Source organism: Corynebacterium sp. HMSC071B10 (genome assembly GCF_001814825.1).
Lineage (GTDB): Bacteria > Actinomycetota > Actinomycetes > Mycobacteriales > Mycobacteriaceae > Corynebacterium.
Genome location: NZ_KV818023.1, coordinates 52,376 through 65,864, shown reverse-complemented (window position 1 = coordinate 65,864; position 13,489 = coordinate 52,376). Strand labels below are relative to the sequence as shown.

Annotated in this window: 11 protein-coding genes; 9 read left to right on the top strand and 2 right to left on the bottom strand. The window is 64.1% G+C overall.

Features of this window, described 5'->3' with window-relative positions:
• Positions 1-8 precede the first annotated feature (8 nt).
• Positions 9-782 carry a succinate dehydrogenase cytochrome b subunit gene (locus HMPREF2990_RS10220; protein WP_038587973.1) on the bottom strand — a complete coding sequence of 258 codons (774 nt, stop codon included), beginning with the start codon at positions 780-782 and terminating at the stop codon, positions 9-11.
• Between the two features lie 371 nt (positions 783-1,153).
• Entirely contained in the window at positions 1,154-2,572 is a 1,419-nt protein-coding gene (gene lpdA / locus HMPREF2990_RS10215; protein WP_070764524.1) for a dihydrolipoyl dehydrogenase, read from the bottom strand.
• Positions 2,573-2,756: 184 nt separating this feature from the next.
• Between lpdA and HMPREF2990_RS10210 the strand changes: the two genes are divergently transcribed.
• The 9 genes from HMPREF2990_RS10210 (at position 2,757) to HMPREF2990_RS12765 (ending at position 13,482) form a co-directional block, all read left to right on the top strand.
• A complete protein-coding gene (locus tag HMPREF2990_RS10210) occupies positions 2,757-4,232 on the top strand; it encodes an alpha/beta hydrolase (RefSeq protein ID WP_246817522.1) in 1,476 nt (491 codons plus the stop codon).
• A 426-nt stretch (positions 4,233-4,658) separates the two neighbouring features.
• A complete protein-coding gene (locus HMPREF2990_RS10205; RefSeq protein ID WP_210399980.1) occupies positions 4,659-5,804 on the top strand; it encodes an alpha/beta hydrolase in 1,146 nt (381 codons plus the stop codon).
• Positions 5,805-7,796 (top strand): prolyl oligopeptidase family serine peptidase, encoded by a 1,992-nt coding sequence (locus HMPREF2990_RS10200; protein WP_070764523.1) that lies wholly within the window; start codon positions 5,805-5,807, stop codon positions 7,794-7,796.
• Positions 7,793-8,977 carry a hypothetical protein gene (locus HMPREF2990_RS10195; RefSeq protein WP_070764522.1) on the top strand — a complete coding sequence of 395 codons (1,185 nt, stop codon included), beginning with the start codon at positions 7,793-7,795 and terminating at the stop codon, positions 8,975-8,977. The genes HMPREF2990_RS10200 and HMPREF2990_RS10195 overlap by 4 nt, the downstream gene beginning before the upstream one ends.
• A gap of 6 nt (positions 8,978-8,983) precedes the next feature.
• Positions 8,984-9,982 (top strand): dTDP-glucose 4,6-dehydratase, encoded by a 999-nt coding sequence (gene rfbB, locus HMPREF2990_RS10190; RefSeq protein WP_070764521.1) that lies wholly within the window; start codon positions 8,984-8,986, stop codon positions 9,980-9,982.
• Positions 9,983-9,992: 10 nt separating this feature from the next.
• Entirely contained in the window at positions 9,993-11,315 is a 1,323-nt protein-coding gene (locus HMPREF2990_RS10185; RefSeq protein ID WP_070764520.1) for a sugar nucleotide-binding protein, read from the top strand.
• A gap of 50 nt (positions 11,316-11,365) precedes the next feature.
• Complete coding sequence (locus HMPREF2990_RS13035; protein ID WP_070764519.1) at positions 11,366-11,806, top strand: hypothetical protein; 441 nt, start codon at positions 11,366-11,368, stop codon at positions 11,804-11,806.
• A gap of 22 nt (positions 11,807-11,828) precedes the next feature.
• Positions 11,829-12,692, top strand: a complete 864-nt coding sequence (gene rfbA, locus HMPREF2990_RS10175; RefSeq protein ID WP_070764518.1) for a glucose-1-phosphate thymidylyltransferase RfbA — start codon at positions 11,829-11,831, stop codon at positions 12,690-12,692.
• A 100-nt stretch (positions 12,693-12,792) separates the two neighbouring features.
• Positions 12,793-13,482, top strand: a complete 690-nt coding sequence (locus HMPREF2990_RS12765) for a DUF6973 domain-containing protein (protein ID WP_141757881.1) — start codon at positions 12,793-12,795, stop codon at positions 13,480-13,482.
• Positions 13,483-13,489: the final 7 nt, after the last annotated feature.

Below are 13,489 nucleotides of genomic sequence, written 5' to 3'. Positions count from 1 at the left end.
ATCAGCCGTTACCGGGAAAAGCCTGGGACCCAGCCGAGCATGATGGCGATCGGCATCACAACGTTGCCGATGACCACGATGAACGGAAGGACGTATGCCAGCAGCACCATCAGGCCGCGGCCGCGCTCGCCCAGCCAACCGAGGTCGGAGACAGCGAGGTAGATGCCGTGGGTCAGGTGCAGCAGCAGCGCAAGGTTGGCCACTACATAGAACAGGGTGACGTACCAGCGCTCAGGCGCAAACGTGGCGAGCAGGTTATTGCGCACCTCACCGTGCATGAACTGCTCAGAGGCGACGACCTGGCCGACCGTGAGGTCCAGCAGGTGGAAGATGATGAACAGCAGCAAAATAACGCCGGTCACCAGCATCCAGCGGGTGGCGGTGGACTGCCAGCCACCCATCAGGCCCGTGCGCTTGAACTTGCCGCGGGACTTCGCCGAGCGCGACTTCAGCGCGAATGCGCCCCAGATGTGCAGCACCAGGCAGGCAAGCAGCACAATGCGGACGATCCACAGGAAGCCCTCGTGCGGGAACAACGGCTCGCCCATCTCGCGCAGGAAGCGGCCGTATGCATCAATCGGCGCCTCCCCGTTCGCATCGAGCGGCATAAAGATCTTCAGGTTGCCCACCATGTGGCCAAGCACGAAAAGACCAAAAATAAGGCCAGTGATGGCCATGGTCAGCTTCAAAGCCCACGTTGGGTAGGACGGCCGCTCGCGCAGCGGCTTCTCAGTGATTTTTCCGTGACGAATTGCTTCACGGTCTGCGTTTTGTACAGTCATGGCACCTCCAGTGTCGCTACTACTGTAGGCAACCTTTGGTCTTGCCACATACTTTATTGTCCGCTTTGCACGCCGAGACACCCCCTCCCACCTCCCACAATGAGCATATCTTTTGTGGATCGCTCCATACTCCCAGCAGATTTCAACCTTGCCAGGTTTCCCTACGCGCATTTGTGACTTTGGACACCTTGCACCAGCTTTGTTGAGGGTACCCCTTTCAGTACCCCTTAATGTGTCAACCTTTGGTTGGTAAGCCCACCCTAAGAGTCAACCTGAGGTTGAGCCATTGCTTTGCGACGCCCACGAGCCTGTTGAGATGCGAAAAACGCCCCGGCAAAACCGGGGCGAGTTTCAGATGCGTTCGTGGCCTTCTACAGGTTGATCATGTGGCCTTCGACGCCGTGCGCGATCTCCTTGAGCACCTCAGACAGCGTCGGGTGGATGTGGATGTTGCGCGCGATCTCACCGGCGGTGAGGTCGAAGCGCTGCGCCAGGGTGATTTCCGGCAGCAGTTCGGAGACGTTCGGACCAACGAGGTGCGCACCGAGGATCTCGCCGAACTCGGCGTCCGCAACAAGCTTGCCAAAGCCGGCGGTCTCAGCCAGACCGACGGCCTTGCCGTTCGCGCTGAACGGGAAGGTCGCGACCTTGATGTCGCGGTCCGGCCACTTCTCCTTGGCCTGCTCCTCGGTGTAACCCATGGAGGCGACCTGCGGGTTACAGAAGGTAGCGCGCGGGGTCATCATGTAGTCCTCGATCTCGAGGGTTTCCGCACCAGCGATGGTCTCCGCAGCAATGATGCCCTGGGCCTCCGCCACGTGCGCAAGCTGCAGCTTGGCGGTCACGTCGCCGATGGCGTAGATGTGGTCGACGTTGGTGCGCATGCGCTCATCAATGTCGATCGCGCCGCGGTCGGTCAGCTCCACGCCGGTGTTCTCCAGGCCGTAGCCCTCAACGCGCGGGGCGAAGCCGACGGAGATCATCACGCGATCCACGGTCAGCGTCTCGGTCTTCTCGGAGTCGTTCTTCTTAATGTCGACCTCAACGGAGTCACCGTTGTCGCGCACCGCGGTGGTGGCGTGGCCGGTCAGAAGCTTCACGCCGAGCTTCTTGTACTTCTTGGCGATCTCCTTGGACACGTCCTTGTCCTCGTTCGGCAGGACGCGGTCCATGTACTCCACCACCGTGACGTCCACGCCGTAGTTGGACAGCACGTAGGCGAACTCCATACCGATGGCACCGGCACCGACGATGACCATCTTCTCCGGAGCCTCCGGATTCAGGATCTGCTCCTCATAGGACACCACGTTCTCGGACAGCTCAATGCCCGGCAGGGTGCGCACGACAGAACCGGTAGCGATAATGCAATCGTCGAAGGTGACGACCTTACCCTTATCGTCGCCCTCGGTGATCTCGATCGTGTTCGCATCCTTGAAGGAGCCAAGACCGTTGACCTCGGTGATCTTGTTCTTCTTCATCAGGTAATGCACGCCGCCGACGATCTTCTTGGAGACCTGGCGGGAGCGCTTGTGGGCGTCTTCGTAATCAAACTCCACATCGCCCTTAATGCCGAACGTCTTGGCATCGTGGTTGAAAATTTCAGCAACCTCGGCGTTCTTAATCAACGCCTTGGACGGGATGCAGCCCACGTTCAGGCACACACCGCCCCAGTACTGCTTCTCTACAACTGCAACCTTTTTACCCAGCTGAGCTGCACGGATTGCGGCAACGTAGCCACCGGGGCCCGCGCCGAGGACAACAACGTCAAAATGTTCTTTACTCACGCCCATCAGGATACGTGTATTCCCGCACTTTGGGTACGACTCCCCCGATTTTGCGTGCCCCTGCGCCGACTTCGCCTCGGCCCCGCCGCTTTCCGACGCCCGCTACCCTTGGGTAACGCTTCAGCGATCTGGCACTATATACCCTAACGATCCCCACACCAGACTCAGGAAAGCGAGCCAACCTGTGAAAATGACGCGCCCGGCGATCGCTGCCGTCGCCGCTCTTGCCGTCGCTGCAACCGCGATCCCGACTACTGCCCACCTCACCGCGAGCAACTCGTCTGACGCGGAGACCGCCCACATCGCCGCGGCGCAGTCGACCACGCAGGCGACCGTGCCGGAGACCAGCTCCGCCACAAGCGCAGCCGAGACAGCTGCGGCCGCGACCACGACTGAAGGCACGGCCGACAACGCGCCGTCGGCAAGCGAAGAAGCGGCAGAGCCCGTAGTGACCACCACCACCGAGGTAGTCGACGAGGTCGGCGTGGTGGATGCGCCCGTCGACAGCGACCTACCCGAAGGCGAGGACATCGGCGCGTCCAAGCCCACCGGCGAGGAAGGAGATTTGGGCGAGGTGCTGGACAACGCGCTGGCAGGCCCGGAGACCGACCCGGAGAAGCTGGCCAACATGCCGGAGGAACAGGAGAGCCCTGCGGGTACCGTCAAGCCGCTTTCGCGCTCGCTGCCGTCGACCGACGGCGGGGAGCAGTCCTGGATTCAGAAGGTCAAGCAGTTCCCAGGCGGCGAGGCGCTCGAGGTGTACTCGCCGTCGATGGAGCGCGACATCCCGGTCGCGATGATCCGCGCGACCGATAGTGCAGGCAAGCCGATCGACAACGCGCCGACCTACTACCTCCTCAACGGTGCTGGCGGTTCCGAGCAGAACACCGACTGGCTGGCGCAGGCCGCGGGCACGATCTACAAGACCCTCGGCAATGAGCCGGTGAACGTGGTCATCCCGATGGAGGGCGCGTTCTCCTACTACGTGGACTGGCTCACCGTGCCTGAGAAGAACCGCTACCTCAATGGCAAGCAGATGTGGTCGACGTTCTTGGCCAAGGAGCTGCCCCAGTCGATCGAGCCCTACATGAACGCGAACGATAAGCGCGCCGTGTCCGGGTTCTCCATGTCCGCGACCTCCTCGCTGCTGCTCGCCGAGCACAACCCCGGCTTCTACGACGCGGTCGGCTCCTTCTCCGGCTGCGCCGCCACCTCTACCCCGCTGCCCTCCTTCTTCGTGGGCCTGACGGTCAACCGCGCGGGCGGCATCACCCCGGATCAGCTGTGGGGCCCGATGGGCTCGGAGTACAACCGCTACAACGACGCACTGGTGATGGCCGAGCACCTGCGCGGCACCAAGCTCTACATCTCCTCGGGCACCGGCCTGACCAGCGAGACCGACATGATCGGCTACCTGAAGAACCAGCGCGGGCTCAACTCGAGTCAGGCTTTTTCTAACCACATGACGCTACTGGTTGAAGGCGGCGCGATCGAGGGCGCGATGAATGCTTGCACGCACGACCTGCGCGCCAAGCTCAACGCCAAGGGCATTCCTGCGCACTACAACTTCCGCGCCACTGGCACGCACTCCTGGCCGTCCTGGCTGGAGGACATGCGCGAGTCCTGGAAGACCGTGATCCGCCCGGCGCTCCTCCCGGACGCCTAACACACGGCCCGACAAAGTAAAGCGCCCTCGCCGCAACTGATGAGCTGCGACCAGGGCGCTTTCTCCGCCACAAAAGGGCTAGAACATCCCCATGCCGTAGGCGATGGTCGACGACATCGACGAACCAACGTGGATGAGCTCGCCGAGCACGGTGTTGATCTGAACCTGGAGTGCTTCCAAACCGTTCATAAAAGGGACCTCTTTCTCTTCTTTGGGGCAGGTGCCAGCAGGACTTGCAGTGGATTGCAAGGCACACATCTCTATGTTCGCGTTTGCTGGCACGAATATTACAAACTGTGCGCCCCATTGTCGCACACGTAAACCCCAATTGCCCCACGAGTAACGTATGATGAACTTCCGTCACAGCCGCGCGGAGCGGTGTTTGCCAACTTCCCCCGAGCAGAAAAGTTAAGGAAACCCGGACCGATGAAGATGAAGCGCGTAGTTGCCGCTCTCGCCTCGACGCTGGCGTTGGCCTGCGGTGTGGCAGCCCCCGCCGACGCCGCCACTGTCACCGCAGGCCAGGTTGCCGGTGAGAGCCCGGTCGGCGTGGTCAAGCCGTGGGATGCCCGCAACAACCCACCGCTGGCGCTGAACCTGAACCAACCGCAGTCCTGGACCAAGCAGGTCGACCACCGCAACGTGCTGTCCTACAAGGTGTACTCGCCGTCGATGCGCCGCGATATCCCCATCGCCGTCGTCCCGGCTACCAACCCAGCGGGCCAGCGTGTCGCAAACGCACCGATCATCTACCTGCTCAACGGCGCGGGCGGCGCAGAGCAGGACCAGGATTGGCTGAAGTCTTTTGAAGTCCGAGAGTTCTTCGCGGGCAAGGGCGTCAACGTGGTCATCCCCCAGGCCGGCGCGTTTTCGTATTACACGGATTGGGTAGATCCCAACCCGCAGGGCCGCTACCTCAAGGGCCCGCAGAAGTGGGAGACTTTCCTGACCAAGGAGCTGCCGGGCCCGATCGAACGCACCTTGAACGCGGATAACCGCCGCGCCATCGTTGGTTTCTCCATGTCCGGCACTACCTCCCTGGTGCTCCCGGAACACCGCCCAGGCTTTTATGATGCGGCCGCTTCCTTCTCCGGGTGCGCCTCGACGTCCTCGCCGCACGGCTACAACTACGGGCGCGTCACCGTCAACCGCGCCTCCCACGTGCCAAACTTCCAGCAGATCACCCCGGAACAGATGTGGGGACCGATGGGCGGGCCGAACAACCGTTGGAACGACGCGCTGCTCAACGCGGAGCGCCTGCGCGGCACCAAGCTGTACATCTCTACTTCTACCGGCCTTGCCGGACGTCAGGACCAGGTCAGCTACCTGGTCGGCGAGGCAGGCGTGCCAGAGGTCGCCGCCGGTATCGCCGCCACCACCCTGCAGGTGGAAGGCGGCGCGATTGAGGCCGCGATCAACCAGTGCTCGCACGACCTGCGCGCCAAGCTTGAGGGCTTGAACATCCCGGCGCACTACGAGTTCCGCAACGCGGGGACGCACTCGTGGGGCTACTGGCGCCAGGACATCAAGAAGGCCTGGTTCACCACGATCGCCCCGGCCTTTGGGATGTAAATGCGCTCCATTGATCCGCACTTTTTAGACGACATCACGGGCTCCGAGGCGCTCGACTGGGCCACCGCGTGGTCGCGCGCCACCGAGGACGCGCTCGAATGCCCCGCCACCGCCGAGCTGCGCTCGCGCCTGCGCGCCGCACTCGATACCAGCGATCGCATCCCGTACGTGGTGCGCCGCGGCGAGCACCTTTACAACTTCTGGCGCGACGCCGATAACCCGCGCGGCGTGTGGCGTCGCACCACCTTGGACGAGTACCGCTCGGATACACCGCAGTGGGAGGAGTTAGTCAGCGTCGATACCCTGGCCCAGGCCGAGGGCGAAGACTGGGTGTGGAAGGGCGCGACCGTCCTGCCGCTGGAGCACGACCGCGCACTGCTCAAGCTCTCGCGCGGAGGTGCCGACGCCGTGGTCATCCGCGAGTTCGACCTCGCCCGCCGCAGCTTCGTCGACGGGGGCTTTTCCCTGCCCGAGGCGAAAACCGACGTGAGCTGGATCGACCGCGACACGCTGCTGGTGGGCACCGACCTGGGCGAGAATTCGCTCACCCAGTCGGGCTACCCAGCACAGGTGCGGCGCTGGCACCGCGGCACCGACCTTGGTCAGGCCGAGGAGATCTTCCGCGGCGAGCCGTCCGACGTGGCCGTCGGCGCGCACTTCGACCCCACCCCGGGCTTTGAGCGCACCATATGCACCCGCGCCCTGGACTTTTACACCTCGCGGACCTGGGTCGACGGCGTCGAGCTCGACCTGCCGACCGACTGCACCGCGGTGACCTACAAAAAGTGGCTGTTCATCCTGCCGCGCACGGACTACCCCGCGGGCACGCAGACGGTCCCGGCCGGGGCGCTCGCCGTGATCGAGCTCAACGCTTTTCTCAAAGGCGCGCGCGAGTTCACGCTGCTCGTGAGCGATGCTGCGGTCGAAGACCTCTCGGTAACCGCCACCGGCATCTACGTCACCACGCTGGAAAACGTCGCCACGCGCATCTCACGCTTCACCCTCGGCACGTGGGAGCGCACCGAGGTGGCCCTGCCCGAGGCGGTGACCGCGTCGATCGTCGCCACCAGCCCGCTCGACGGCGATGAGGTCTGGCTCAACGTCGCCAGCTTCACCACGCCGAGCACGCTCATGCTTGACGACGCCACGCCCACCGACATCAAGCACGCCCCCGCCCTCTTCGACACCGCGGGACTGACCACCCGCCAGCACTGGGCGACCTCGGCGGACGGGACGAAGATCCCCTACTACATCACCGGCGACTTCTCGCTTGGTGCGCGCCCAACACTGGTGGGCGGCTACGGAGGCTTCGAGGTCTCACTCACCCCCGGTTTTTCCAACCTGCGCGGGATCGCCTGGCTGTCCAAGGGCTACTTCTACGTCCAACCCAACCTGCGCGGCGGCGGCGAGTTCGGCCCGCGCTGGCACTCGCAGGCGGTCAAGGAGCACCGCCACAAGGTGTGGGAGGACCACCGCGCCGTACTCGAGGACCTGGTGGCGCGCGGCTACGCAACGCCAAACCAGATAGCCATCCGCGGCGGGTCCAACGGCGGGCTGCTGACCTCCGGGGCGCTTACACAGTACCCGCAGTGCTTCGGCGCGGCCGTGGTCCAGGTGCCGCTGACGGACATGCTGCGCTACCACACCCTTTCCGCGGGCGCGTCCTGGATGGCCGAGTACGGCGACCCGGATGATCCCGCGCAGCGCGCCTTCATCGAGACCTGGTCGCCGCTGCGCAACGTGGCCAGCACGCCCGCGTACCCGCCGGCGCTGGTGACCACCTCGACCCGCGACGATAGGGTCCACCCCGCGCACGCGCGCACCTTCGCGCTCGCGCTGTGGGAGGCAGGCCAGCCGGTGGACTACTTTGAAAACACCGCGGGCGGCCACGCCGGTGCCGCCGATAACGAGCAGGTCGCGCGTGTCGAAGCCATGATCTACGCCTGGCTCGAGGAGAAGATCGGCGACACTGCCACGGGGACCGACAAGTGAGGAACCTGACGCTGGCGACGATCTTCGCCGCGATCAGCGGCTTCGTCGTCTTGTGGGTCGCCGCCCGCGCGCTGGACGCGGAGACCGGCTACCGCTACTTCGCCGCGTTCTGGAGCGTGTTCTTCGCGGGCACTGGGCTTATCGACGGCATCACGCACGAGACCACCCGCGCAGTCGCCTCCGCCCGCGAGACCAAGAAGCTGGGCGCGGCGAATCCCTGGCGCATCGGCGCGCGCCTCGCCGCGATCGTGCTAGTCATCGTCGCCCTCGGCGGGGTGCTGCTCATGGGCCTGGTCGTGCCCCAGTCCCCCTGCACCGCCACCGCGCTCATGACGATCGGACTGGCCAGCTACGCCTTCCAGGCAGTGCTCGCGGGCGTCCTCTCCGGGCTGCAGGCCTGGGATCGCTACGCCGGGCTGTTCGCCCTGGACTCAGGCGTGCGTCTGGTGCTGGCCCTGGCCGCCTGGGCCGCCGGCTGGGGGCTCACTGTCTTCCTCGTCATCACCGTCATCGGCGCGGCCAGCTGGCTCACACTGCTACGCCGCGAACACCTGCACGTACCGGTGGATGTGAACCGCGGGATGTTCGTGCGCCGCATGCTCAGCGCGATGGTGGCATCCGGCGCCTCGGCCGTGCTGATCACGGGTTTCCCGGCAGTGATCAACGCCGCATTCCCGGCCGCACCCGTCGCCGCGCTGATCAACGCGGTGATCCTCACCCGCGCGCCGGTGCTCGTGCCGCTGCAGCGCTTCCAGTCCGCGCTCGTGGTCCGCTTCGTCGAGCACCGCGACCGCATCTACTCTGCCCTCGCCATGCCGATCGCCGCGGTGCTCGCGCTCGGCGCGGTCGGGTTCGTTGCCGCCTGGACCCTCGGCCCGCTGATTCTGCGGCTGCTCTTTTCCCCCGAGTACGCCATGAACGGGCTCACCCTCGGCGTGCTCACCTTCGCGTCCGCGTGGATGGGCGCGCTGATGATCACCGGGGTGGCCGTGCTCGCCCTGGAGCGCCACGGTTGGTACGTGGCGGGCTGGGTCACCGCCACTGTCGTTGCTTTCGGGATCGTGTTTGGAGCGCCGGCGGCTGCGGGCGGCCACGTGGCGTCGGTAAGCACTGCCCTCTTCTTGGGCCCTGCCGCGGGCGCGCTGGTGCATATCGCGGGACTGCGCCGGGCGGTAAAGTAGACCCCCATGGAAACAATGCTGGTCACCGGCGGTGCCGGGTTCATCGGATCCAACTTCGTGCGCATGGTGCTCGACCGCGGCGCAGCAGACAACGTGATTGTGCTGGACAAGCTCACGTATGCGGGCAACCGCGCGAGCCTCGACGGCTGCGACGTGGAGTTTGTGCAGGGTGATGTGGCGGATGCGGTGCTCGTAAATAAGCTTGTGGCCCGCGCGGACACCGTGGTGCACTTCGCGGCCGAATCCCACAACGACAACTCGCTGCGGGATCCTTCTTCCTTCGTGCATACCAACCTGCTCGGCACCTACGCGCTGCTCGAGGCGGTGCGCGCACACGACGTGCGCCTGCACCACATCTCCACCGACGAGGTCTTCGGCGACCTGGAACTCGGCGCTCAGGACGCCTTTACCGAGACCACCGCGTACAACCCGTCCTCGCCGTACTCGGCCACCAAGGCCGGCTCGGATCACCTGGTGCGCGCCTGGGTCCGCTCCTTCGGCATCAACGCGACGATCTCGAACTGCTCCAACAACTACGGCCCCTACCAGCACGTGGAGAAGTTCATCCCCCGCCAGATCACCAACCTGCTGCAAGGGCAGCCGGCGAAGCTCTACGGCACGGGCGCGCAGGTGCGCGACTGGATCCACGTGGACGACCACAACGACGCGGTGCTGGCGATCCTTGAACGCGGCGCGACCGGCGAGACCTACAACATCGGGGCCCATACCGGCATGGACGCCGTGCACGTGACGAACAAGCAGGTCATCGAGGAAATCTGCGAGATCATGGGCGGCACCTACGAGCACGTGGCGGACCGGCCCGGCCACGACCAGCGCTACACCATGGACGCCACCAAGCTTTTCAACGAGCTGGGCTGGGCGCCGCGCTACACCGATCTGCGCGCGGGCTTGGAGCAGACCATCGAGTGGTACCGCGACAACGAGTCCTGGTGGGCAGGCGACAAGGCCGAGGTAGAGGCGGGCTACGCGGCGCGCGGCCAGTAGACTGGCCCGCATGGTTGACACCCCGATTGAAGGCCTGGAAGTTCACTCGCTGCGTGTCCACGAGGACAACCGCGGCTGGTTTAAGGAGAACTGGGCCGGCCAGGCGCTCGTGCCCGCGCAGCAGAACGTGAGCTTTAACGCCCGGCGCGGTGCCACCCGCGGCATGCACGCGGAGCCCTGGGACAAGTGGGTCTCGGTAGCCACGGGCCGCGTCTATGCCGCGTGGGTGGATATGCGCGCGGGCTCGCCCACCTATGGCAAGACTTTTGGCCTGGAGGTCGGCCCGGACACGGCGGTGTTTGTCCCGCGCGGTGTGGCCAACGGCTTCCAGGCCCTCGAAGACGACACCTCCTACATTTACCTGGTCAATCAGCGCTACAACCCGAACGGGTCTTACGCGTTTTGCTCCTACAAGGAAATCGAGTGGCCGCTGCAACCCACCGAGCTCTCCGAGGCCGACAAGGCGCACCCCGCGCTTGCCGACGCCACGCCAGTCCCGCCCCGCAAAATCCTCATCACCGGCGCGAACGGCCAGTTGGGCCGAGCGCTCCAACAGATCTACAGTGCCGAGGAAGCGGACTTCTTTACCCGCGCCGAGTTCGACCTCACCGACATACCGGAGCTGGACTTTTCCCAGTACTGGGCGGTGATCAACTGCGCCGCCTACAACGACGTCAACGGGGCTGAGACCGACCGCGCCACCGCCTGGGCCGTTAACGCTGAAGCCCCGGCGCGCCTGGCGGCGATCTGCAACGCGCACGATCTGACGCTCGTGCACGTCTCCAGCGACTACATCTTCGACGGCACCAACGAGGTCCACGATGAGGCGGAGCTGCCGTCGCCGCTGTCGGCCTACGGGGCGTCGAAAGCCGCGGGTGATACGGCGGCGCAGGGGGCGCGCAAGCACTACGTGGTGCGCACCGCCTGGGTCTTCGGCGAGGGCAACAACTTCATGTCCACCATGGCGGGTCTTGCCGCACGCGGGGTGGAGCCGAAGGTGATCATGGACCAGCGCGGGCGGCCCACCTACGCCGAGGACCTGGCCAAGGGCATCGCGCACCTGCTGCGCACCAAGGCCGAGTACGGGGTCTACAACCTCACCTCAGACGGGGATGCCGTAGGCCGCGACGAGATCGCCATGGCCGTGTTCATCGGGGTCGGCCACGCCCCTTCCGAGGTCCACCCGGTGACCACCGCGCAGTACGCCGAGCTCAACGGGCCCGAGGCACCGCGCCCGGCGGAGTCCACGCTGAGCTTGGACAAGATCAAGGCGACCGGGTTTGCGCCGATGAATTGGCGCGCAGCACTCGCCCTCTACCTTGCGATGCACTAGGTTTAGACCCTGTACTTGCTTCGCTGCCAGAAACATTAAAGGAGCCACCAATGTCGAAGAAGTTTTTTGCGGCTGTTGCCACCACCGCTGCTCTCAGCGCCGCATGCGTGATCGCGCCGGCGCAGGCGGCTCCTGAAAAGGCGAGCGAGACGGCGACTGCGACGGGCACTGCCACCGCCACGGCGACCACTACCGCAACGGGTACCGTAACGCCGACCACGACCCCGACTGGCACGCCCACGCCCACGGTGACCGTGACGGTCACGCCGACGGTGACGCCTACGACGTCGACAAGCACGACTGCGGCACCTGACATCATGTTGGCGCTGTCCAGCGGCGACTTCTCCAATATCAGCAAGCCGCAAATCGCGCTGCTGGTGCTCGGCGTGCTGACCACGGTGCTCAGCCTAGCCGTGAAGTTCGACGTGCGCGAGATCGCGGCGGGCCGCTACACCTTTGAGGACTTCCTCAAGGAGATGTCCGAGGGCTAGACCACCAGCTAGTCTGGGACGCATGCGAGGCATCATCTTGGCCGGCGGGTCCGGCACGCGGCTGTACCCGATCACGCAGGGCATATCGAAGCAGCTCATGCCCATCTACGACAAGCCGATGATCTATTACCCGCTGACCACCCTGATCAGCGCGGGTATCCGGGAGATCCTCATCATCACCACCCCGGAGGATGCGGGCGCGTTCAAGCGCCTGCTTGGCGACGGCTCACGTTTCGGCATCATGCTCAGCTACGCCGTCCAGCCCTCCCCGGATGGACTCGCGCAGGCTTTCATCATCGGCGAGGACTTCATCGGCGATGAGTCGGTCGCGCTCGTGCTCGGCGACAACATCTTCGAAGGCGCGCAACTGACCCGCATCCTGGGCGAGACTCGCGACGTAGACGGCGGCGCGATTTTCGCCTACGAGGTCTCGGACCCACAGCGCTACGGCGTCGTCGACTTCGATGCCAATGGCACGGCCCTGTCCATTGAGGAAAAGCCTGCGCACCCGAAGTCCAACTTCGCCGTGGTGGGCCTGTACTTCTACGACAACCGCGCCGTGGATATTGCCAAACAGATCACCCCGAGCGCGCGCGGCGAGCTGGAAATCACCAGCGTTAACGAGGCCTACCTGCGCGAAGGTGCGCTGAAAGTCCACCGCCTGCACCGCGGGGATGTGTGGCTCGATACCGGCACGATCGACTCCATGAGCGAGGCCAGCGCGTACGTGGAGGTCATACAGAAGCGCACCGGCACCATCATCGGCTCGCCCGAGGTGGCCGCCTACCGGGAGGGCTTCATCTCGCGTGAAGCGCTGGAGGAGCTCGGACACGCCACGCTGAAGTCGGGCTACGGGCGCTACCTGCTGGACGCGGCGCGGGACTAGAAAAAGTTCTGACAAAGTACTTTCCCTTCCCTATTTTTTTAGTACAATACTTTTACCCGGAAAACCATCGGGCCCCCACCCCCACACCCAAGGAGATGCCATGTTGGCAAAAATAGCTGCAGCAGCAACACTCACTCTTGCACTAGGCCTGACACCTCTCGCCTATGCGGACACCCAAGAACTTGATACCGAAGGTTTTAGCAGCGTTGACCGAGACCGAATCACTCCAACTGCAGAAGCCGATGCAGAAGCCTTCATTGAACAGAATCGCACTCTCCCCGAAGAGGAATTCTGGCAGGAATTCGACAATCTCAGTCTGGAAGTCAAGCTCGCAGTCACAGCGGAGCTTGAAGATGCAGCCGCCATTGCGCATCCAAGCGCTCAAACGCGAACGGACTACACTCGAATCGTTTTGAGCGCTGCTGAGATCGCTCAATGCGGCATCGCTCTAGGCGCTTCCAAATGCTATAAAGCAAAACAGCTCGCCGATCATGCTTCTAATGAAGCTTACCGATTTTATCCAAATTCCACACACAACGGCAGAGGGGACGCCTGGCGTCACTGCTGGTGGAGCGCATCAATGACGATCGATCTTGGAGAACCAGCAGCGAAGCTGATTGGGACCAATCACGAAAAGTACACTACCGGCCCGCAAGCTGAAAAAGAAATGGATCTATACAACAATGCTCAAGGACGATGGGCAGCTGTTGCCGCAGGAAAAGACTGGAGAAAGGCAGTCAAATTCTGCCATGTATGGTCGGGGAATGGTATTTTAAGAACCCTGAACTAGCCGGATG